Genomic DNA, 21,957 nt, shown 5'->3' on the forward strand with positions numbered 1-21,957 from the left:
GGTCCCGCCCGGTCGCAACTCATGGGCTGCCATCGCGGAATACCCGGGACGCGCTGCGGAGCACCCGATTCGACGCTCCCGCGTCCTTGACACCCACCCCTGCCCGGAACCAGCATCGAAGCGCTTCGAAAGCGTCTCATCGCTCCACCGCAAGGGGACTTCCACGTGACCGCACACACGCCGCCCACCCCGCCCTTCCGTGATCCGCTGCTGCCGTTCGCGAAGCGCGTCGACGACCTGCTGTCGCGGCTCACCCCCGACGAGAGGATCAAAGCCCTGCACCAGTTCACGCCCGCCGTCGGGCGCCTGGGCGTCGCCGCCTTCCGCACCGGCCAGGAGGCGTTGCACGGCGTCGCCTGGATGGGTCCGGCGACGGTGTTCCCGCAGGCGGTCGGGTTGGGTGCGACCTGGAACCCCGGGCTGGTGCGCCGGGTGGGCGAGGCGGTGTCCCGGGAGGCCCGCGCGATGCGCGCCCGGGACGAGCGGGTCGGCCTCAACGTCTGGGCCCCGACCGTCAACCTGCTGCGCCACCCCCTGTGGGGCCGCAACGAGGAGGGCTACTCGGAGGATCCCCGGCTCACCTCGGCGATCGCCACCGCCTACACCCGCGGCCTGCGCGGCGACCATCCGCTGTACTGGCGCACGGCCCCGGTGCTCAAGCACTGGCTCGCGCACAACAACGAGACGGACCGGGACACCACCTCCAGCTCGGTCCGCCCGCGCGTGCTGCACGAGTACGACCTGCGCGCCTTCCGCGACACCGTCGAGGCGGGCGCGGTGGCCGGGGTGATGCCGGCCTACAACCTGGTCAACGGCCGCCCGAACCACGTCTCGCCGTATCTGCGCGAGCAGTTGCGCACCTGGACCGACGAGGAACTGCTGGTCTGCTCCGACGCCGGCGCTCCCTCCAACCTGGTGGACTCCGAGCACTACTTCGACACCCACGAGGAGGCCGTCGCGGCCTCGCTGCGGGCCGGCGTGGACAGTTTCACCGACCACGGCACGGACAGCTCGGTCATCGTGGGGCGCCTCGAGTCGGCCCTGCGGAAAGGGCTGTTGACGGAGGCCGACATCGACACCGCGGTTCGCCGGCAGCTCTCGGTACGTTTCCGGCTCGGCGAGTTCGACCAGGACCCGCCCGCCGAGGAGCACGCCTTCGACACCCCGGAGCACCGGGCCCTGGCGCAGGAGGCCGCCGAGCAGGCGGTCGTCCTGCTCAAGAACGACGGTCTGCTGCCGCTGGCTCCGGCGAGCACCCGTATCGCCGTCGTCGGCCTGCTCGCGGACGAGTGCAAGCTCGACTGGTACAGCGGCGCCCTCCTGCACCGCTCCACTCCGCTGGAGGGGCTCTACGAGCGGTTCGGCGCCGAGCGGGTGGAGTTCGCGGAGGGCGTGGACCGGGTGCTGCTGCGGACGTCCGCCGGCACGTTCCTGCACGTCCCGCCGGCGCCCGACACCCCCGACGCGGCACCCGGCGCCGAGGGCGCGCTGGACCCGGCGCTGCTCGCGGGCCGCACCGACCTGGCCCCGCTCACCGCCGGCCCGGACGGCACCGAACTCGCCCTGGTCGACTGGGGCGAGGGCCTGCTGACCCTGCGCGCCCCCGACGGCCGGTACCTCTCGGTCGCCGAGGACGGCTACCTCCGCGCCTCCGCCGACCAGCCGGGCGGCTGGATCGTGCGGGAGACGTTCCGGCTGGAACCGCACGGTGACGGTCACCTCCTCAGGCACATGGGAACGGGACGCCATGTGCTGGTCGCCGCCGACGGCGTGAAGGTTGCCGCACCGGACACGGCCGACGAGCCGGGCCCCGAGGCCTTCGGGGAGGTCTCCGGGGAGGTCTCCGGGGAGGTCTTCGGGCTGATCGTCACCGAGCACGGCGAGGAGACGGTGGCGCGGGCCGCGGCACGGGCCGACGCGGTCGTGGTGGTCGCCGGCAACGATCCGCACATCAACGGCCGGGAGACCGAGGACCGTACGACGCTCCGGCTGCCCGCCCAGCAGGAGCTGCTGCTGCGCGCGGCCCGCGCCGCCAACGAGAACACGGTGCTGGCGCTGGTCTCCTCCTCCCCCTACGCGGTCGATCCGACGGACCTGCCGGCGGTGCTCTGGACCGCGCACGGCGGTCAGGCCGCGGGCACCGCGCTGGCCCGCGTGCTCGCCGGTGACGTCTCCCCCGCCGGCCGGCTGCCGCAGACCTGGTACGCCGACGACGCCGATCTGCCCGGCCTCCTCGACTACGACGTGATCGGCTCCCGCCAGACCTATCTGTACTTCGAGGGCACGCCGCTCTTCCCCTTCGGCCACGGCCTCTCCTACGCGGCCTTCGCCTACGGCGGGTTGACGGCCCGGGTCGGGCCGGAGGCGGTGCGCGTCTCCTTCACGGTCACCCACACCGGTGCCGTCCCGGCCGACGAGGTGGCCCAGCTCTACACGCGGGCCGTGGACCCCTCGGTGCCGCGTCCGCGCCGCGAGCTGGTGGCCCACCGGCGGCTGACCCTCGCACCCGGCGAGACGGCCGAGGCGGCCTTCGACGTCCCCCTGTCCGCCTTCGCGTTCTGGGACGTCGCGGTGGGCCGGTGGCGGGTGGAGCCGGGCCGGTACGAGCTGCTGGCCGGCGCCTCCAGTGCGGACGTCCGGCAGCGGACCGTCCTCACCCTCGGCGGCGAACCCGGCGTCCCCCGCCCGGTCCTCGAACGCGGCCTGGACGCGGCGGACTTCGACGAGCAGAGCGGCACCGAGATCGTCGACCGGACCAGGGAGTCGGGCGACTCGGTGACCCCGGTGGCCGGGAAGCCGGGCGAACTGCTCTTCCGCCGCTGCGACTTCGGGAGCGGAGTGACGGAGGTGACCGTCGAAGTGTCCGGCGGGGGCACCGTCGAACTGTCCCTCGACGGCGGCCCGGTGCTCGCCACCCTGTCCCCACAGGCCCCGACGTCCGGCCCGTACGACTACGTCACGCTCGGCGCGTCCGTCGACGGCGTGCACGGCGTACAGGACCTGCGCCTGGGACTGCGCGGCCCGCTGCGGCTCGCGCGGGTCGGCTTCCTCCCCGGTTGAGGGCCCGGGGAGGGCCGACGCGAAGAAGGGTCCGGCACCGGAAGGCACCGGTGCCGGACCCCTCTGTACGACGGGCTCGCCTCCTCGCGGAGCCGGCCGGGAGTGGCCGGCGTCGCGGCGGGCGGCGTTCGTCCGTCAAGGAGCGGCGTCCGATGCGTGCTCCGGGGGCCCCTGCCCGAGCGAAGCCGAAGCCCGGGGCACGTGCCGGGCCCCGCGACGGGGCGAACGTCGCCCGCCGCGGTGCCCGAACCGGGAGCCGGTCCGCCTCAGAGGGCGAGGCCGGTCAGCACCATCACCCGCTCGTAGGTGTAGTCGTCCATCGCGAACCGCACGCCCTCGCGGCCCACACCGGACTGCTTGGCGCCGCCGTACGGCATCTGGTCGGCACGGTAGGAGGGCACGTCGCCGACGACCACGCCGCCGACCTCCAGGGCGCGGTGGGCCCGGAAGGCGGTCTGCAGGTCGTGGGTGAACACCCCTGCCTGCAGGCCGTACCTGGAGTCGTTGACGGCGGCGAAGGCCGCGGCCTCGCCGTCCACCTTCTGCACGGTCAGGACGGGTCCGAAGACCTCCTCGCAGGAGATCGTCACATCGGCCGGGACGTCGGTGAGCACGGTCGGCGCGTAGGAGGCGCCGTCGCGCTTGCCCCCGGTGAGCAGGGTGGCGCCGGCGTCGACGGCCTCCTGCACCCACGCCTCGACGCGCTCGGCGGCGGCCTGGCTGACCAGCGGGCCGACGTCGGTGGCGTCGTCGGCCGGGTCGCCGGTGACCTGGGCCTCCACGGCGGCGACGATGCGCGGCAGCAGCCGGTCGTGGACGGAGGCGTCCACGATGACCCGCTGCACGGAGATGCAGGACTGGCCGCCCTGGTAGTTGGAGAAGGTGGCGATGCGGCTCGCCGCCCAATCCAGGTCCTCGTCGCTCGCCCAGTCGGCGAGGACGACGGCCGCGCCGTTGCCGCCGAGCTCCAGGGTGCAGTGCTTGCGCGGCACCGAGTCCATGATCGCGTAGCCGACCTGCTCGGAACCGGTGAAGGAGATCACCGGCAGCCGCTCGTCCTGCACGAGGGCGGGCATACGGTCGTTGGGGACCGGGAGGATGCTCCAGGAACCGGCCGGCAGCTCGGTCTCGGCGAGCAGCTCACCGAGGATCAGCCCGGACAGCGGGGTCGCCGGGGCGGGCTTGAGGACGATCGGCGCACCGGCGGCGATGGCCGGGGCGATCTTGTGGGCGCACAGGTTCAGCGGGAAGTTGAACGGCGCGATGCCCAGCACGACGCCCTTGGGGAACCGCCGGGTGAAGGCGAGCCGCCCCTGGCCGCCGGCGTCGGTGTCGAGCCGCTGGGCCTCGCCGCCGTTGAACCGGCGGGCCTCCTCGGCGGCGAACCGGAACACGGACACGGCCCGGCCGACCTCGCCGCGCGCCCACTTGATCGGCTTGCCGTTCTCGGCGGAGATCAGCCGGGCGATCTCCTCGGTGCGCTCCACGAGCCGCCGGCTGACGTGGTCGAGGGCGGCGGCGCGGACATGGGCGGGGGTGGCGGCGAACTCGTCCCGTACGGCGTACGCGGCGGCCACGGCCTCCTCGACCTGGGCGTCGGACGGCACGCTCACGGTGCCGACGACCCGGCCGTCCCACGGCGAGGTGACGTCGAAGGCGGCCTCGCCGGTGGCCTGGCGGCCGGCGAGCCAGAAGGCGTGGGTGGCTGCCGATTCTTCCTTTGGCATGGCGAGTCCCGGCCCTTCCGCGTTGGGGGTGGTTGCTTGGCTTGCTGAATCCACGGTAGGGCCGGGGGGAGAGCGGGTCGTTTGTCCGAGCCGTAGCAGTCGGCTGCCGCCGCGCGCCGCTTTGGCAGGTCGGCCGTCGGCACGCCCGCCCGCCACGCCCGGCACCGGCCCCGCCTCTCGGCCTGCCGTCAGACATCGAGCGTCGGGCGTCAGGCACCAGCCGTCAGGGCTCAGGCGTCAGCCGTCAGTCGGACGAGGTCGCCTTCAGAGCCAGCCACAGCTCCATGCGGACGTCCGGGTCGTCCAGGGAGCGGGCGAGGATCTCCTCGACGCGGCGCATGCGGTAGCGCAGGGTGTGGCGGTGCACGCCGAGGTCGGCCGCCGCCGCGTCCCACTGCCCGTGCCGGGAGAGCCAGGCACGCACCGAGGCGACGAGGTCGCCGCGTCCGGTCGCGTCGTGCTCGTAGAGGGGCCGCAGCAGCCCGTCGGCGAACGCCCGGACCGCGTCGTCGGCGAGCAGCGGCACCACGGACCCGGCGGCCATCTGCTCGTGCTCCACCAGCACCCGCCCCCGCCGCCGCGCCACCGACAGCGCCTGTCCGGCCTGCTTGTAGGCGGCGGACGCGGCGATGGGGCCGGCCGGTGCGGACAGGCCCACGACCAGCTCGCCCTCGTCGGCGCCGACCAGGGGCTCATGGGCTCCCCCGCCGCTCCGCACCGCCTCCAGGCCGGCCGCGTGATCGCAGCACGCGGCCACCGCCGTGCCGCCGTCGGCGGCCAGCACCACCAGCCGCTCCCGCTCCGGCACCACCAGGACCGCCTCGCCGGAGCGGGCGGCCGCCGATTCCACGACCTCCGCCAGGGCGCCGAGGGCGTCGCCGTTCGGGTCGCCCTGGGCCCGGGCGACGGGCGCCGCTCCCGTCTCGGCCACGACGATCCGGAAGGGCGCGTCCAGGAGGCCCCCGTACAGGTCTCCGGCCACCGCGCGGGCGTGGTCGGGCTCCCCGGCGAGCAGCATGCGCAGCACGGCGGCGCCGATCCGCTGTTCGGCCGCGCGCAGGGAGCCGGAGCGTTCCGTGGTCAGGGTGAGCAGCGCGACGGCGGAGTGGACGGCGTACCGCTGGGCGGTGCCGAGCGCGCTCGCCGTGCCCACGGCGAGCGCGGCCCGGGGGCGCCGGCCGGTGCCGAGGGAGTGCAGTTCGACCCGGTCGTCGATCTCCGGGTTCTCCGGCCCGGCCACCACCGACGAGGCGGGCGCGGGCCGCTCCCGCAGCCGCCGCACCTCTTCCGTGAGCCGTGCCGCGCGCCTGCCCGCCCACTCCGGCGCCGCGGCGACCACGGCGCCCGAGGCGTCGTACAGCGCGGTCCAGCCCTCCACCTGGGCGGCGAGCGCGGTCAGCAGCCCCTCGGGGCCGCCGGCCAGCCCCTGTCTGGTCAGCTCCCGCTGGGCCGCGAACCCCGCGGTCACCGCGCGGTACTGGTCGGCGGCGATGGCGGCGGAGACGGCCTTGCTGATCGCGAGGAAGGGGGTACGGCGCGGCACCTCCAGCAGCGGCAGCCCCTCCTCCCGCGCCGCCTCCACGAGCGCCTCGGGAATGTCCTCGTAGTGGACGCCGACGGCGAAGCCGAGCCCGACGACACCCGCCCCCACCAGGCGTTTCACATAGCGGCGCATCGCCGCCGGATCCTCCGCGTCCAGCTTCAGGGCGGTGATCAGCAGCAGTTCCCCGCCCTCCATGTAGGGCACGGGGTCGGCCAGCTCACTGGCATGCGCCCAACGGACCGGCACGTCGAGGCTGTCCTCACCCGCACGCACGGTCAGTTTGAGCGTGGAGTGGTGGACGAGCGAGGCGAGCGTCGGTGGCATGGGGCCTTCAGGTCGGCGGAGATCGGGACATCGGGCGAACGTCGTGTACTTTTGGCCGCCACGTATGAACGACCTCTGTCGATTCTGCCCCACCGTACGGTTTTCGGTTGCCTCGACCGGACGGCTCAGCCCCGCAGGTCCACCAGCAGCGGTGGCGCGTGCTCGCCCCTGACGTCGGTCAGGGAGAGCACCGCGTGCCCCGCCGGCATCGCGTGCGCCAGTTCCGACGCGGACCACCGCTCCCGCTCGACCTGCCGCACGGTGACGGCCCGCGCGGTCGGCGCCTTGCCGGTGATGGCCCGCCGCACCGCGTGCCAGGCCTTGCCCGCAGGACTGTCCGCGATGATCTGCCGGTCGGTGACGTCCCGCGCCTCGGTCCACTCCTTGCCCCACACCTCGGCGAAGTCCTGCCCGTCCCACGGGGTGAGCCCGGCCAGTGCCATCCGGCATCCGACGGTCCCGAGCAGCGGTCCGCGCAGCGGCCTCGCCACGTCGTCCAGGGTGCGCAGGGTGAGCACCGCCCCGGCGTTGGCCGACCGCAGCCGCTGGATGCCGCGCACGGCCTCGGGGGTGATCACGCCGGTCGCGTCGTCCAGCACCAGGCAGGCGAACAGCGACCTGTCCTCCCGTACCGTCACGCTCGCCGTGAACTGCGCCAGCACCAGCCGTGCCAGCACCCGCGAGGCGTCGGCGTGGCCCCGCTCGGGCAGGTCGACCCGGACCCGCACCGGGTGGTCCAGCGCCTTGAGGCTGAACGGCCGGCTTTGCCCGTCGGTGGCCGCGCTCTTGAAGAACGTGGCGAAGGCCGGCCGGTCCAGCAGCGCCACCCGGTCGGCGAGGATCCCGCCCACATCGCCCGGGTGCGCCATCTGCCGTTCCCGGGCGTCGAGTTCGCGCAGCAGCGACTCCTGTCCCGTCTCCGCCAGGCCCTGGCGCAGCGCGGCCAGCGGGCCGGGCGAGCCGTCGAGCAGCCCGCGCAGTTCCGGGACGGAGGGGAAACGGCCGTGCACCGCGTGGAAGGGGCCGAGGAGCTGGGCGAGGACGGTGGTGGCGCGCCGGCTGTCGCTGCCGGGGTGCGGGTCGGCCAGGTCGCCGACCAGTGCCTCGGCGAGCACCGCGGCGGCCTCGTCGGGGTCGGTGGTCCCGCCGTACAGGTCGAGGTCGTACGCGGAGTCGGGGTTGCCGATCCGCACCACGACGTCGTACGCGTCGGCCGGGCCGATCCCCGCTCCCGCGGCGCCGACGACGACCACGGCGGCCCGCCCGGTGAGCGCGTGCAGGCACAGCGATTCGGCGAGCGGCCGGACGACACCGCCGGTCTTGCCGGAGCCGGCCGGTCCGACCGCGAGCAGGGAGGTGCCGAGCAGTTCGGGGCCGAGCGCGAGGCCGGCGCCCCGGTAGGCATACGGGTTGCGGGTGTCGTCGGCGGCGGTGCCGAGCCGCACCTGCCCGGTGACCAGGTCGTGCCGGGCCTGTCGGGCGGGCAGGTCGCGCGCGCCGGACGGGTGCGGGCAGGCGGCGGCGCCGTGGCCGAGCACCGCGCCGGTGAAGGTGGCGAGGGAGTGCCGGCCGGTGCGTACGCCCTGCCAGGCGCGGGTGATGCGGGCGTGGTCGACGTCCCGCATCAGCCCCGCGCGCGCGTCGGCGGCGAGCCGCTCCGCGGCGTCCTCGGCGCCCGCGGCGCGCAGGGCGGGCCAGGCGGCGGGGTCGGCCTCGGGAGCGGCCGGGTGCCCGCTCTCCGGGGGCGTACGGCGCCATGCGGGCGGCCCGTAACGGCTCCAGACCTCACCCCAGCGGCCGAGCCGCCCCACGCCGATCATGAGGGCGCCCGCGATCAGCAGGTAGTAGGTGTAGACGGCCACGACGGCGCCGAAGCTGTGGGGCTCGGCCCAGGAGTCGGGGATCATCGCGTAGAGCGGCAGCAGCCACCAGCCGCCGAGGTACCCGTTCCACAGCAGCGACCAGATCAGCCAGCCCACGAGGAACGCGATCAGGGCCCCGCTCAGCAGCTGCCGCCCCGGGATCCGCTCCGGCTCCTCCTCCGGGCGCGGCCGGTGTCCGAACCGCCACACCCCGGGCAGCGCCTCCGGCCGCGGCGTGCGCAGCCAGGTCAGGAACGCCGACCCGTCCGGCAGCGGCGGCACGCCCGGCGCCCTGGCCGGCCTCGGGGGCACCGCGGGCACCTCCGGCGGCCCCGCGGGGCGTGGCACGGGGTGCGCATGCGTGCTCCGAGCGTCCTGGGTCCCGTCGCCGTCCATCGCCCTTGCCCCCTGACCAGCCGCGCCGTTCACCGTCAGCGAGCCAATCTAACGCCCCGGCAGGGCGAGTTCACCGTTCACCCGGCCGGGTCTCGCCACGGTGGGAAGCCCGTCCGCGCCGAACCCCCGCCGCGCCCCGCGCCGCCGCTATGTCCACCACGGACAATCCGACCCCCGGAACAACGCCCACATGGAGCATGCCCAGCTCCCCCTCCCCGCCCTAGCCTGCGAGAAAAGAAACCAAGTGTCCGTTACACCCCCCAGGAGCCCCGCATGACCGCACTTCCGCAGGAGCGCCGCGTCGTCACCGCCATCCCCGGCCCGAAGTCGCAGGAGCTGCAGGCCCGTCGTACCGCCGCGGTCGCGCAGGGCGTGGGCTCGGTGCTGCCCGTGTTCGCCGCGCGGGCGGACGGCGGGATCATCGAGGACGTCGACGGCAACCGGCTGATCGACTTCGGCTCGGGCATCGCGGTGACCTCCGTCGGCGCCTCCGCCGAGGCCGTCGTCCGCCGCGCCTCCGCCCAGCTCGCCGACTTCACGCACACCTGTTTCATGGTCACGCCCTACGAGGGGTACGTGGCCGTGGCCGAGGCGCTCGCCGAGCTGACGCCCGGCGACCACGCCAAGAAGTCGGCGCTGTTCAACAGCGGTGCCGAGGCCGTCGAGAACGCCGTCAAGATCGCGCGCGCCTACACCAAGCGGCAGGCGGTCGTCGTGTTCGACCACGGCTACCACGGCCGCACCAACCTGACCATGGCGCTGACCTCGAAGAACATGCCGTACAAGCACGGCTTCGGCCCGTTCGCCCCCGAGGTGTACCGCGTCCCGGTCGCCTACGGCTACCGCTGGCCGACCGGCGCCGAGAACGCGGGTCCGGAGGCCGCCGCGCAGGCCATCGACCAGATCTCCAAGCAGGTCGGCGCGGAGAACGTGGCCGCGATCATCATCGAGCCGGTGCTCGGCGAGGGCGGCTTCATCGAGCCGGCCAAGGGCTTCCTCCCCGCGATCAGCGAGTTCGCCACCGACAACGGCATCGTCTTCGTCGCCGACGAGATCCAGTCCGGCTTCTGCCGCACCGGCCAGTGGTTCGCCTGCGAGGACGAGGGCATCGTCCCGGACCTGATCACCACGGCGAAGGGCATCGCCGGCGGCCTCCCGCTGGCCGCCGTCACCGGCCGCGCCGAGATCATGGACGCCGCGCACTCGGGCGGCCTCGGCGGCACCTACGGCGGCAACCCGGTGGCCTGCGCGGGCGCGCTCGGCTCCATCGAGACGATGAAGGAGCTGGACCTCAACGCCAAGGCGAAGAACATCGAGGCGGTCATGAAGGCCCGCCTCACCGCCATGGCCGAGAAGTTCGACGTCATCGGCGACATCCGGGGCCGCGGCGCGATGATCGCCATCGAGCTGGTCAAGGACCGTACGACCAAGGAGCCGAACCCGGAGGCGACCGCCGCCCTCGCCAAGGCCTGCCACGCCGAGGGCCTGCTGGTCCTGACCTGTGGCACCTACGGCAACGTGCTGCGCTTCCTGCCGCCGCTGGTCATCGGCGAGGACCTGCTGAACGAGGGCCTGGACATCATCGAGCAGGCGTTCGCGCGCGTCTGAGCGGCGGACACGCAGGTCCGGCGCAGCCGACGGCAGGGCATGTGAAGAAGGTGTGCGAGGTGGATGGCAGGACGCCGTTCCGGCTGTTCCGCACCCATCCGCTGCCGTAGGTTCTCTTCTCAGATGAGAGAACCACCCGCCCACAGGGAACTGTGGGGCAGGCCGCAGCCTTCCCGGCTTCGACCTGGTCGTACCTCGCGCACACCACCGGAGCCTTCGGGTTCCGGGTCTCCTCACCGATCGGACGGTCGCCCGCCCCACACCCCCCGGGGCGCGCGACGTTCCGATGCGAGCGGACGGCCACAGACCGACCGTTCCCCGAAGGGCCGACGCAGCTCCCCCCCTTGCGTCGGCCCTTCGGCGTCGCCGTACCTGCGAAGCTGTGCGCGTGTCGTCCTCCCGGGTCTCCCTCCTCCTCGTCTGGCTCGTCGGTCTTCCGGCTCTGCTCCTCTCACTGATCACCTGGCAGGTCGTCGGCCACGGTCCGCTGCTGGGCGTGGACCGGGACGTCAGTGACGCCCTGCTGCATCCGGACCGGGGCTCCGAGCTGCTCGCGGATCTCGGGAACGTGCAGGTCGCGGTTCCGGTACTCGTGGCGGTGCTCGGGTACGCGGCCTGGCGGGCGCGGGCCGCGGGCAGGGACCGGTGGTGGCCGGCGCCCCTCGGGGCGGCGGGGTTGATGGTGCTGGTGCCGGTGCTCGTCGTACCGCTCAAGGCATGGACGGCCCGGCACGGCACGGCGGCCGTGCCGCCCGGTACCGGCTACTTCCCCTCCGGGCACACGGCCACCGCCGCCGTCGCCTACGGCGCCGCGGCGCTCGTGCTCCTGCCCTGGCTGCGCACGGCCATGGCCCGCCGCGTCCTCGTCACCGTCTGCGCCGCCCTCGTGCTCGGCGTGTCGTACGGGCTCGTGCGGCGCGGCTACCACTGGCCACTGGATGTCGTGGCCAGCTGGTGCCTGGCCTCCGTCCTGCTCACCGCGCTGTGGCTGCTGCTCAGCGGCCCCGGCCGAGGCAGGCGTCGAAGTCCTTCCGGAACTCCCGGCCCCCGAACCGGCCCCAGTTGACCGACCACGCCCTCAGACCGCGCAGGGCCGGCCAGGTGCCACGGGCGGAGACGTCGCACGAAAGACCTCCCCGCGAACGAGGACCCTCCGCCCCGCCACCCCGCCGCCCGGCTCAGAGCAGGTGATCGGCCTTCCCCGCCTTGATCTCCAGGATCAGCGAGCGGAGCGCTTCACGGCTGTCGGTGAGGTACTGGTCCTCCTGTCCGGCTATGGCTATGTAGGCGTTGCCTCGGGAGTCGGTGCCGAGGCGGAAGCAGCTCGCGCCTTCGCCGCAGAAGGGCTCTTCCCAGGTGATGCCGTCCATCGGGGTCTCCTCACAGGCCGTTGACGATGTCCCGGACGACGTCGCGTGACACCTTCCGCGACAGGGCGACACGCTCGGTCCAGTCCAAGTGGGCACGGTACTTGGCCAACTGCGCCTGCTCACCGAGGAAGTCGGGACCGTGGGAGTTGTCGATCTGGACGGTGTCGAGCTGCGGGACTGCTCCCTCCAGGTAGTTCACGGTCTGCCCGGCACCGGGAAACGTGCCCGCCGAGAACGGAACGACGAGTAGCTGTACGCGGGGGCGTTCGGACAGGTCCAGCAGGTGCTCCAGCTGGGCACGTGCGATCTTCCGCCCGCCGAACTGCATACGGAGCGCGGCTTCGTGCACGAGCGCGACGTACTCCGGCGGGTTCACGCCCTCCAGGACCTGTTGTCGCTCGACACGGTAGGCGAGGCGCAGGGCAACCTCGTGTTCGGGCAGTGGCGGCAGCACAGCTCTGAAGAGTTCGAGTGCGTGATCACTGGTTTGCAGCAGCCCCGGGACGTGCACGGTGTGGAACGTCCGCATCCGCACCACGCAGGACTCCAACTCGGCGATGTCCAGCAGTCCAGCAGGCAGAGCGCCCCGGTAACGCTCCCACCAGCCCCGGCCGTTGAACCGCGTCATGTTCACCAGCGCGTCGATGTAGGCCTCGTCCGAGCAGTCACAGTTGCAGGCGAGGGTACGCAGCCGCTCCTCGCTGATCGTGCGGATACCCGTCTCGATGTTGGAGATCTTCGCCCGATCGAGCCCGAGCAGTCCGGCAGCCTGGTCGGCCGTTATCCCCGCCGCCATCCGCATCTTGCGCAGCTCACTGCCCAGACGCTTCTGACGCTCGGTGGGTGTCGTCCTCGGTGGCATGCCGTTCCTTCCCGTACGGGTCGTCAGCAGTCTGCCGCCAACCAGCACCACCGGACCACGATCGGGTCAATTCCACTGAACAAGTGGCAATGTAACCACTCACAGTTCTACATTCAGTGACGTACCGCATACGTACGGCAGTCATCGCCGCACAAAGAGACCCGTATTCCCGACGTCAGGAGTCCACCATGCCCCTCTGCCCCACCGCCCCCACCTACCCGGCGGACCCGACCGTCCCCACCCCCGAAACCCTGGCCTACAGCTTCACGCTCCCCGCATCCCTCGCCAGCCCGGCCTTCGCAAGGACCGCGACCAGGCAGGCCCTCAAGATGCACGGCCTGTCCGACATGCTGGACCCGGCCCTCCAGGTCGTAGGCGAACTGACCGCGACCGCCTGCCAGTTCACCGAGTCCCCGAACTACTACCTCTCCCTGCGCTACCGAGCCGGCACCCTCCGCCTGATCGCCTACGACAGCCACCCCCGCCACACCCAGCCCCACCTCTCCACGGCCTGCGACACCCGCCGCCACGCCTGCCTCCGCCTCCTCGCCCGCATCTGCCGCGCCTGCGACGGCTCCTGGGGCTTCGGCGACTCCCACGAACCCGGCGGCGGCACCCGCATGTGGGTGAGCCTGCCGAGGGAGGGCGCAACGGCGTACGGCACGACCTGACTGCGCCCAGGTCAAAGGGTGCGATCGTCATCAACGGTCACCACGTTCAACGCCTCGGAGCACCGAAAAGCCGCACATACAAGCACAGCTGTTTCGGCACCGGGAAGCTCCGCCACCGGAAGGTTCAGCGTGCCTCGGGCCGCTGTATCCCGATGAGTCGGTCCAACGACCTGGCACATTCAGGGTCGTCCGCATCGAGCAGGAACATCCGGTCCAACGGATAGCAGGGACGGTCGACCACCCACGGAACGGCGTAGAGGCTCTCACCGGACATCTGGTGAAGCCGGGCGGTGCCCACCGCCTCGGGCAGCGCGGCCAGACGCCGCTCTCCCAGGACCACCGCACTCACCGGCGGGGCCTGTTCACCACCGCCCTCGGGAAACAGCAACATGAAAGGATTGTTGCTGCCCGGATCGCGCAACAGGACGTAGCGCATGGACCGCGACGACCCCGAGCGCAGCGCGCGGGAGGCTCCCCGGGCCACCCGCAGACCGCAGACCGCAGACGCTGAACCATATCCCCACGAAGCCGAGCGCCCCCAGCAGCAGCGCCAGGGTGACGCCGACGCTGCCCTTCCCCGGCAGGCCGCCGGTCACCAGGTCCTTGACCAGGACACCCGCCAGGCAGAGCCCGATCCCTGCCGCCAAAAACGGAAGCCGCACCATGCGGCGCAGCTCCGGCACCCGCCACCAGACGACCTGCCGGGGATCGGGGTCCGGCGCCGGACCCCGATCCAGCCGCCGGCCACTGTCGAACGCCTGGGCTCTTCCGACCGCCTCCTGGTAAGAGAACGTGGGCATCAGCGAACCCACCTTCCTCTCACTCCCTGCACAACCGACGCTCCTGACCATGGGAGCATGCCGCCGACAGCGTATCTGCGCCAGGCCGAGCACCGGCCCTCCCAGTACCCGCACACGTGCGCCGAAGCTGCCCGGTGGCCCGCACCGACCGTTCCCCGCGCCTACAGCAGCGCCCTCACCCCACCGCCACCACTGCGAGGGCCAGACGCAGGAAGAAGGGGAGAGCAGCGAACGGAGCCCAGGCGAACACAGGCCAGGAACGATGCCGAAGGATCTGCACGGCTAGCACCTCAACCAGTGGTCGACCCTGTCGGTATCTCACTCGCACTCGAGTCCGCGCAATGACGCTGCCCCATAGCGCTTCCTTGGTCGTTGCACCGCCCCAGCCCCATCACTCGTATATCCGTACCCCCATCTCAGGATTACTCATTCCCACTCAGAACCAATTAGCACTATTCTTCTGCCTCCAACTCTTACTCATGCCAAACCCAATGGCCATCACTCCCGTCCCGGCCAGCATCAGCCAGATAATGTCGAAATTGGCACCGACCAGGAAAGGAATGAACCCAACGGGAATAAACCAGCGAAACCAGAGCCCGGCAGGCAGCCTTAGCGCATCCCAGACAGAGAGCGCAAACAGCGCCAAAATAACAAGGGCGCCCACAACGGGAATACCGGCAGGAGTCACATTAACTGCGATGGATTCGTTATCAAACATCAGAAGTCTCCTGCGATCGTCGTGGTGCTGCCCACCCGTGGGCGGGCAGCACCACGTCCGAGAGTTTCACCAACCCCCCAGGCCCCACGTGAGCGCCGAAGTCTGCTGGTACAGGCGTGCTTGTCCGGCTCGAGTCCCTACTGAATAAAAGAAGCGAAGATTCTTCACGTTTATTCCTGGCGCTCTGACGACGTTGACTCTCCAGCCAATTGTATCGAAGGCTACGCCACTGCCAAAAGCTGTCCAATCGCCAGCTTTTTTATCACTCTTTGCAAAGTCGTATCCGCGACTGGCTACCGACAGTGCAGCGGCCGCTGTTCCGACAACTGTGCATACTCCTGCGGTAGCTACCGTACATGCGACGAACGCTCCGATAGCTGCGACCTTGACTATGGTCCCCCGGTTCTCCCAGGCCTTGCCGGCCGCGCCCTTGAAGTCGCCGCGCCCGAGTTTGGCGAAGAAGCCCTCGTCCTGCTTGTTCTTGCCGTGCTGTTTTCGGCCCGCTTGTGCCGGCCTTTCGAAGATTCTCTTTTAGCCGCCAACGAAAATTGAGGTGACCGCAAACCCAAAGGATATTAGTACAGATATCTCGACGACCGCATCTCGGACAATCCCACGCCGCACAGCTGGGTCGGAATCGTGTTTGCCACGAGCCTTTTTCTTGGCTTTATTTATCTCTCTCGCCGCTCTTTCCGCTGTGCGGAAATGTCGATCTACAAGCGATCCAGCAAACCCAATTGAATAGACCTCGGCATCTCCCTCGGAAGCCCCCTTTACATACATGACCAGACCTCTCCCACGACCCCCTTCTGCCTTATGCAAGAAATCGTAAGGAATCTCATGCCAGGCCATACAGTTGACAACCAGGATCCCCGTGGGCGTCAGGTGCACACGAGACCTTGTCAAGCTATACGTGCCGGCGCTCGCAATGAGAACCAAGGCCGCCACCTGCAGCGCATCCACATCCGACCTCCTGAACCCATCCATAGCGGCGAAAGCCGCCACACCCCCATAGACAAAAGGCATGAGCCATGAAATCACCTTGAACGACTTTCTCCATAGAATCACGCCGGATTTGATACTGCGATATCGCCCCATTGCCTCACTCTTCCACTAGACGGATGGTCGGCAGAAGAGAATCCGCCGACCATCCGATGTTTCCTCATGCCACCTCTGCGACATCAACAGGAGCTGAATTGACTGCCCACACTCAGACTTCCGGCGCCACAGAATCCGAAGTTGAACCCCGAATTTGTTCCGACATTGCCGCGTGTCGCTGCCCAGTCGACGGGCCCGTCCCTCCATATCGCGCCACTGGTCGTGGTGGCAGGCTTCACTCGCACTGGAGTTCGCGCAATGGCGCTGCCCCATAGTGCTTTCTCGGCCGTTGCACCGCCCCAACGCGCGAACTTGAACGCCGAAAAGCCACCAAAAGCGCCCCATGCGAGGTTCTTAACGTATGTAGACCTCTCCCACTTTCCGGTTGTAATTCGATCACCAAGCAGGGTGGCAGTTGCTACCGCAACCCCCGCACCCACACAAAGTCCGACCGACACCACAAGGCAGGCTGCGAAAGCTGCTCCCGGTAGGACTCTGTTCTTCCAGCCGTCCCACGTGCCGAAGGTGTTCTTGGTCTCGCGTCCGAGCTTGGACCAGAAGCCCTCGTCCTCCTTGTTCTTTTTGTTCTGGTTTTCGGCCTTCTTGCGCTGGGCCTCAGCGGCCTTGCGTTCCTGGTCGTGGCGCTTCTGCTTTTCGATCTGGGCGGACCGGGACCGCTGGGTGGTGGGGCGGGTGACGCCCTTGCCCTTGGTATAGACGTGACGGTAGTTGGTGTTCTGCTGGATGGTGTAGTTCGGCGAGATGGTACCGCCCCGGGCCTTGGTCTCCTTCTTGTAGTTCTTGCCGAACGTGACCTTCTTGACGTCGCCGGTGCTGCGGCCGTAGGTGCAGTTGTACTGGCCGCTGACGCACTCCTCGTATGCCTCCCCGGTGGGGTCGGCGAAGGTGGCCGGGTTGTTGTTGCCGTAGGCGTAGGCGTTGTGCTGGGTCGGGTCCTCGGGCAGCAGCAGGGGGTCGACCGACAGGAAGCGGCCCAGGTCCGGGGCGTACTCGCGGGCGCCCAGGTGGGTGGTGCCGGTCGGGTCGGTGGTGCCGGAGAGGAATCCGCGGTCGCCGGGCCAGGTGCCGGAGGCGGCGCGCGGGCCACCGAAGGGCAGCTGCTTGCGGCGGTTGACGGCCTGGCCGACGCCCCAGCCCACGGCGATGAGAGCGGTGCCGTGCTGGTCGGGGAAGAGCAGGTTGATCCCGCCGCTGCCGGTACGCGCCGCCACGGTCTGCCCGCCGTGCGTGTAGTAGCGGGTGCCGGTGACCTTGCCGTCGGTTGCCTTGAGTTCGTTGCCGCCGGGCAGATAGGCGGTGGCCGAGCCGTCCGCGTTGCGGGCGATCAGACGGTTTCCGCCGGCGTCGTAGACGTAGGAGGTGGTCTTGCCGTTCTCGGTGACGGTGGCCAGGCGGCCCTCCGCGTCCCAGGTCAGCTGCTGGCCACGGGCGCCTCCGGTGCGGGCGGTGGTGTTGCCCGCCTCGTCGTAGGCGAACGTCTCCCGCTGTCCGTCGGCGGTGCCGCCGGTGGTGGTCACCGACCGCAGGGCGTGCGGGGCGTCCTGCCCGGGCCGGCCGTAGGTGTAGGTGCGGGTGGTGTCCTCGCCGCCGGACGAGACGGCGTGGCGGACCTCCTTGGTGCGGTTGCCCGTCACGTCGTAGCTGTAGGAGTGCCAGTAGGCGTCCGGACCGCCCACTGTCGCGGCCGACGGCCCGGCACCGCAGTTGTCAGTGGCGTTCTTGGTCGTCCACGCCTGCGTCATGCGCCGCAGGGCGTCGACGGCGAAGCACTGGTTGTCGGTCGAGGCCTGCTGGTCCTGGCCGGAGGTGGAGGAGATTCGGGTGACGTTCCCCATGTCGTCGTAGGTGTAGCGGGTGTCCTCGATCCGCAGGGCCACGTCGCCGTCGAGGGTCCGCCGGTTCAGCGCGCCGGTGTGCTCGTCCCAGTCGTGGGTCTCGTACACCTTCCGGCCCAGGACGCCGTACTCGGTACGGAGCGGGCGAGCCAGCGGGTCGTACACCACATCGCTCACCAGAGTCTGACGGTCCGCGACGGTACGGATCGGAAGGTCGCCCTCGCCGTACACCGTGGTGACCCGCTCCGCAGGCAGTCTGCCCATGGCCGGGTGTCTGATCCACTCCTGCGTGCCCGTGTACTGGTTGTAGCCGTACGACCAGTTGTACGAGCCGATCAGCGCTCCCTCGGACGCCGGCAGGCGAACGGTCGACGAGGTCGGCTGTTGACTTGCACCTCGGGCCGAGGCCCGAGGATTCTGGCCTTCTCGATCGTTGCTGTGCCGCTACGCGGCACGGGGTTCGGTCGGGAATCCGTGGCTTCCTGTTTCCTCGCGCCGTGCCAGAACGAGTTCTGGTCTTACCGGCGCTCCGCAGGCCGAGACCGCCAGTCCGGCGGCCGTCTTCACGTTGATCGCGGCATTGTGGTCCCGGTCGTGGACGGTGCCGCAGGCGGTACAGGTCCACTCCCGGACGTTCAGGGGTTTGGGTCCGTCCTTGACCCCGCAGGCGGAGCACACCTGGCTGGTGGGCTCGAACCGTCCCACCTTCACAAAGGTGCGGCCGTACCGTTGTGCTTTGTACTCCAGCATGTGCACGAACGATGACCAGCCGGCGTCGTGCACGGACTTGGCCAGCCTCGTGCGGGCCAGTCCCGCCACCGACAGGTCCTCCACGGCGATCCCTTGGTTCTCGGAGATCAGCTGTGTGGAGAGCCGGTGGTGGAACTCGCGGCGCGCGTCGGTGACCTCGGCGTGGGCGCGGGCGACCTTGAGCCGGGCCTTCTCCCGGTTCTTCGAGCCTTTCTGCTTGCGGGACAGTTCCCGCTGGGCCTTCTTCAGCTTCTTCTCCGCGCGGCGCAGAAACCGCGGGGAGTCGATCTTCGTGCCGTCGGACAGGACCGCGAAGTGCGTGAGGCCGAGATCGATGCCGATGCTCTGGTCGGTGGCGGGCATCCGGCCGGCATCCGCCCGTGGGTCGGTGTCGATGACGAAGGAGGCGAAGTACCGCCCGGCCGCGTCCTTGATGACGGTGACCGAGGTGGGGGCGGCGGGCAGCGCGCGGGACCACTTCACCTTCACCGCACCGATCTTCGGCAGGTGCAGCCGTCCGCTGTCGGTGATCTTCCAGCGGGCGTTGGCGGTGAACCGGACCGACTGCCGGGCATCCCTGCGGGACTTGAAGCGGGGCGGGCCCAGCCTCGGCCCCTTGCGGGTGCCCTTCAGGGAGGCGAAGAAGTTGCGATATGCGGTCTCGGCGTCCCGCAGGGACTGCTGCAACACCACCGCGGAGACCTCGCCCAGCCAGGACCGCCCAGCTGTCCGCTTGGCCTGGGTGATCAGCCGTGTGGACAGCTCGCTGACCGTCGGGAACGTCCCGCCCGCCGTGCGGGCGTCTTCGCGGGCGCGGACCGCGTCGTTGAACACGACGCGGGCGCACCCGAACGCCTTCGCCAGTGCCACTTGCTGGCCGGTGTCCGGGTACAGCCTGAAGGCGTACCGGAGTTGCATGACGGCCACGCTACGTACCTGGGTTGTGGGTGAGATGCAGAAGATCAGAACTGGTCGGCACTGTGTCTTCGTGATGCATGTGTACTTGGTCTTCGTGACCGGGTTCCGGCACAGAGTGTTCACCGATGCCCATCTGAGGCGGATGGAGGAGATCAGCGGCACCTCCTCACTGTGGTCTGGCAGTACATCGAACAGCGGAACCGGCCGGTGTGAGCACAGCCCGGCTCCGCCGGGACCAGCGATCACGACACTCCGCGCCGCGGGCGGTGAACACGCCGTGTCCGGCTCCGCCGGACCGGACGCGGCGACGCTCCGCGTCGCGACCATCAGATTCGCTTCACCACCGGGCTGAAGCCCGATGCACTGCGAATGAATTCCGGTAGCCGCCGACCTCCGTGGTGTACGCCTGCCCGTCGATGTAGCGGGTGTCGGCCGTGGGCTGTCCCTTGAGCAGGGTGTCGTACGTCCACTTCGCGCAGAGTTCGTCACCCTGCTTCAGCTCGATCGTGCGGCCGAGGGCGTCGTAGGTGGAGGTGAGCGTCACTCCGCGGGCGTCGGTGGTCCTCACCGGCCGGTCGAGCTCGTTGTAGACCGTGGTCGTCACGCCCTTGTCCGGGTCGTCCGCCCTGGTCTGGCGGCCGCGGGCGTCGAAGGTCCACGACCAGGTGTTGCCGGCCGCGTCGGTCATCCTCGCGAGGTTGCCGTGCTTGTCGTAGGCGTAGGTGGCCTTGACGTGCTCTGTGCGCTCCGCGTCGGTGTAGGACAGTCGCTCGACGACCTGGCCGAACACATCGGTCACCGTGGTCTGCGCGGTGCCGCCCTCGAGTGGGATCACGGTGGTGCGGTCGCCCTCGTGGACCGTGGTGGTGCGCTTGGTCTCGTCGCCGAACTTCCGTGCGATCGACGCGAGAAGGCCTCCCTCTCCCGTGGACGCGCCCTGTGCGTCCACGGGAGAGGGAGGCCTTCCAGGAGGTCTTCCCTCGGGCGTCAGCTGTCGAAGCCCAGCCCCATCCGGTCCAGTGTGCGCAGCCACAGGTTGCGGTGGCCGGCGTTCGCGTCGGCGCGGGCCAGGGACCACTGGGTGAGGGCGATGCCGGTCCAGGCGAACGGTTCGGGTGGGAAGGGCAGGGGCTTCTTGCGGACCATCTCCAGTTCGGTCCGTTCCGTGCGCTCCCCCGCCAGCAGGTCCAGCATCACCTCGGCGCCGAAGCGGGTCGCGCCGACGCCGAGCCCCGTGTAGCCCGCCGTGTAGGCGACCTTGCCCCGGTGGGCGGTACCGAAGAAGGCCGAGAAGCGGGAACAGGTGTCGATGGCACCGCCCCAGGCGTGGGTGAAGCGGACGCCCTCCAGTTGCGGGAAGCAGGTGAAGAAGTGGTCCGCGAGCTTCGCATGGGTCTGCGGGCGGTGGTCGTACTCGGCGCGCACCCGGCCGCCGTACGGGTAGACCGTGTCGTAGCCGCCCCACAGGATGCGGTTGTCGGCGGTCAGCCGGAAGTAGTGGAACCGGTTGGCGGTGTCCGCGAGCCCCTGCCGGTTCCGCCAGCCGACGGACGCCAGCCGGTCGGCGGTGAGCGGCTCGGTCATCAGGGCGTAGTCGTAGACCGGGACGGTGTAGGCGCGGGCCCGGCGGACCAGGCTGGGGAAGACGTTGGTGCCGAGCGCCGCGGTCCGGGCGCGGATCTGCCCGTGGGGGGTGCGTGCGGCAAGGCCGGCGCCGTCCGTGCGCAGGCTGAGGGCGGGGGTGTGCTCGTACACGCGGACGCCGAGGCCGAGGCAGGCCCGTTTCAGCCCCCAGGCGAGTTTCGCCGGATGGAGCATGGCCACGCCCCGGCGGTCCCACAGGCCGGCCCGGAAGGTGGGCGAGTCGACCTGGGCGCGGACCGCGTCGGCGTCCAGGAACTCCACGCCGTCGCGGAGCCCCCGGCGGTCCATCTCCCGGTACCAGTACCGCAGTTCCCGTTCCTGGTGGGGCTCGGTGGCGACGTCGATCTCGCCGGTGCGTTCGAAGTCGCAGTCGATGGCGTGGCGGGCGACCGTCTCCTCGATGGCGTCGAGGTTGCGGGCACCCAGCTGCTCCAGCCGGTGGATCTCGTCGGGCCAGCGGGCCAGGCCGTTGGCCAGGCCGTGGGTGAGCGAGGCGTCGCAGAATCCGCCGTTGCGGCCCGAGGCGGCCCAGCCCACCTCCCGCCCCTCGACCAGGACGACGTCCCGGCCGGGATCCCGCTCCTTGGCGATCAGCGCCGTCCACAGTCCGCTGTAGCCGCCGCCCACGACCAGCAGGTCGCAGGTCTCGGCGCCGGTGAGGGCGGGCTCGGGCCGCGGCCTGCCGGGGTCGTCCAGCCAGTACGCGAGGGGCCGGGCCTCGGCGAGGGATGCCGTCCAACGGCTCATGGT

15 protein-coding genes and 1 pseudogene are annotated in these 21,957 nt (G+C 70.6%); 5 read left to right on the forward strand and 11 right to left on the reverse strand.

Going from position 1 to position 21,957, the window contains the following annotated elements:
- Positions 1-165: 165 nt before the first annotated feature.
- Positions 166-3,060 carry a glycoside hydrolase family 3 C-terminal domain-containing protein gene (locus PYS65_RS10190; protein WP_279333544.1) on the forward strand — a complete coding sequence of 965 codons (2,895 nt, stop codon included), beginning with the start codon at positions 166-168 and terminating at the stop codon, positions 3,058-3,060.
- Positions 3,061-3,326: 266 nt separating this feature from the next.
- Here PYS65_RS10190 and PYS65_RS10195 read toward each other — a convergent pair whose 3' ends face one another.
- The 3 genes from PYS65_RS10195 to PYS65_RS10205 all read right to left on the reverse strand — a co-directional run bounded on the left by PYS65_RS10195 (position 3,327) and on the right by PYS65_RS10205 (position 8,912).
- The gene (locus tag PYS65_RS10195; protein ID WP_279333545.1) at positions 3,327-4,787 is read right to left on the reverse strand and encodes an aldehyde dehydrogenase family protein; all 1,461 of its coding nucleotides are present in this window, start codon (positions 4,785-4,787) and stop codon (positions 3,327-3,329) included.
- A gap of 244 nt (positions 4,788-5,031) precedes the next feature.
- Positions 5,032-6,654 (reverse strand): PucR family transcriptional regulator, encoded by a 1,623-nt coding sequence (locus PYS65_RS10200; RefSeq protein ID WP_279333546.1) that lies wholly within the window; start codon positions 6,652-6,654, stop codon positions 5,032-5,034.
- 125 nt (positions 6,655-6,779) lie between these two features.
- Positions 6,780-8,912 carry an ATP-binding protein gene (locus PYS65_RS10205; protein ID WP_279333547.1) on the reverse strand — a complete coding sequence of 711 codons (2,133 nt, stop codon included), beginning with the start codon at positions 8,910-8,912 and terminating at the stop codon, positions 6,780-6,782.
- A 273-nt stretch (positions 8,913-9,185) separates the two neighbouring features.
- Here PYS65_RS10205 and gabT point away from each other — a divergent pair, with 273 nt between their 5' ends.
- Both gabT and PYS65_RS10215 read left to right on the forward strand, forming a co-directional pair.
- Positions 9,186-10,520 carry a 4-aminobutyrate--2-oxoglutarate transaminase gene (gabT, locus tag PYS65_RS10210; RefSeq protein ID WP_279333548.1) on the forward strand — a complete coding sequence of 445 codons (1,335 nt, stop codon included), beginning with the start codon at positions 9,186-9,188 and terminating at the stop codon, positions 10,518-10,520.
- A 388-nt stretch (positions 10,521-10,908) separates the two neighbouring features.
- The gene (locus tag PYS65_RS10215) at positions 10,909-11,586 is read left to right on the forward strand and encodes a phosphatase PAP2 family protein (RefSeq protein ID WP_279333549.1); all 678 of its coding nucleotides are present in this window, start codon (positions 10,909-10,911) and stop codon (positions 11,584-11,586) included.
- 112 nt (positions 11,587-11,698) lie between these two features.
- Here the strand turns inward: PYS65_RS10215 and PYS65_RS10220 are convergent, their stop codons facing one another.
- Both PYS65_RS10220 and PYS65_RS10225 read right to left on the reverse strand, forming a co-directional pair.
- Positions 11,699-11,890 carry a hypothetical protein gene (locus tag PYS65_RS10220; RefSeq protein ID WP_279333550.1) on the reverse strand — a complete coding sequence of 64 codons (192 nt, stop codon included), beginning with the start codon at positions 11,888-11,890 and terminating at the stop codon, positions 11,699-11,701.
- Between the two features lie 10 nt (positions 11,891-11,900).
- Positions 11,901-12,752, reverse strand: a complete 852-nt coding sequence (locus PYS65_RS10225) for a helix-turn-helix domain-containing protein (protein ID WP_279333551.1) — start codon at positions 12,750-12,752, stop codon at positions 11,901-11,903.
- Positions 12,753-12,940: 188 nt separating this feature from the next.
- Between PYS65_RS10225 and PYS65_RS10230 the strand changes: the two genes are divergently transcribed.
- Positions 12,941-13,423 (forward strand): ATP-binding protein, encoded by a 483-nt coding sequence (locus PYS65_RS10230; RefSeq protein ID WP_279333552.1) that lies wholly within the window; start codon positions 12,941-12,943, stop codon positions 13,421-13,423.
- Positions 13,424-13,547: 124 nt separating this feature from the next.
- Here PYS65_RS10230 and PYS65_RS10235 read toward each other — a convergent pair whose 3' ends face one another.
- The 4 genes from PYS65_RS10235 to PYS65_RS10250 all read right to left on the reverse strand — a co-directional run bounded on the left by PYS65_RS10235 (position 13,548) and on the right by PYS65_RS10250 (position 19,563).
- The gene (locus tag PYS65_RS10235; RefSeq protein ID WP_279333554.1) at positions 13,548-13,859 is read right to left on the reverse strand and encodes a hypothetical protein; all 312 of its coding nucleotides are present in this window, start codon (positions 13,857-13,859) and stop codon (positions 13,548-13,550) included.
- Between the two features lie 800 nt (positions 13,860-14,659).
- Positions 14,660-14,941 carry a hypothetical protein gene (locus PYS65_RS10240; protein WP_279333556.1) on the reverse strand — a complete coding sequence of 94 codons (282 nt, stop codon included), beginning with the start codon at positions 14,939-14,941 and terminating at the stop codon, positions 14,660-14,662.
- Between the two features lie 1,181 nt (positions 14,942-16,122).
- A complete protein-coding gene (locus PYS65_RS10245; RefSeq protein WP_279333558.1) occupies positions 16,123-18,159 on the reverse strand; it encodes an RHS repeat-associated core domain-containing protein in 2,037 nt (678 codons plus the stop codon).
- Between the two features lie 180 nt (positions 18,160-18,339).
- On the reverse strand, positions 18,340-19,563 hold the full coding sequence (locus tag PYS65_RS10250) for an RNA-guided endonuclease InsQ/TnpB family protein (RefSeq protein WP_279333561.1): 1,224 nt from the start codon (positions 19,561-19,563) through the stop codon (positions 18,340-18,342).
- Positions 19,564-19,588: 25 nt separating this feature from the next.
- On the opposite strand from PYS65_RS10250, the pseudogene PYS65_RS35180 reads away from it, so the two are divergent.
- Positions 19,589-19,717, forward strand: a pseudogene (locus PYS65_RS35180) (IS200/IS605 family transposase); the annotation flags it as partial.
- A 183-nt stretch (positions 19,718-19,900) separates the two neighbouring features.
- Here PYS65_RS35180 and PYS65_RS10255 read toward each other — a convergent pair.
- Together PYS65_RS10255 and PYS65_RS10260 are read right to left on the reverse strand one after the other, a co-directional pair.
- Entirely contained in the window at positions 19,901-20,512 is a 612-nt protein-coding gene (locus tag PYS65_RS10255) for an RHS repeat protein (RefSeq protein ID WP_279333563.1), read from the reverse strand.
- Positions 20,513-20,550: 38 nt separating this feature from the next.
- Entirely contained in the window at positions 20,551-21,954 is a 1,404-nt protein-coding gene (locus tag PYS65_RS10260; protein WP_279333566.1) for an NAD(P)/FAD-dependent oxidoreductase, read from the reverse strand.
- Between the last annotated feature and the right edge of the window lie 3 nt (positions 21,955-21,957).

The organism is Streptomyces cathayae, assembly GCF_029760955.1.
GTDB classification, from domain to species: domain Bacteria; phylum Actinomycetota; class Actinomycetes; order Streptomycetales; family Streptomycetaceae; genus Streptomyces; species Streptomyces cathayae.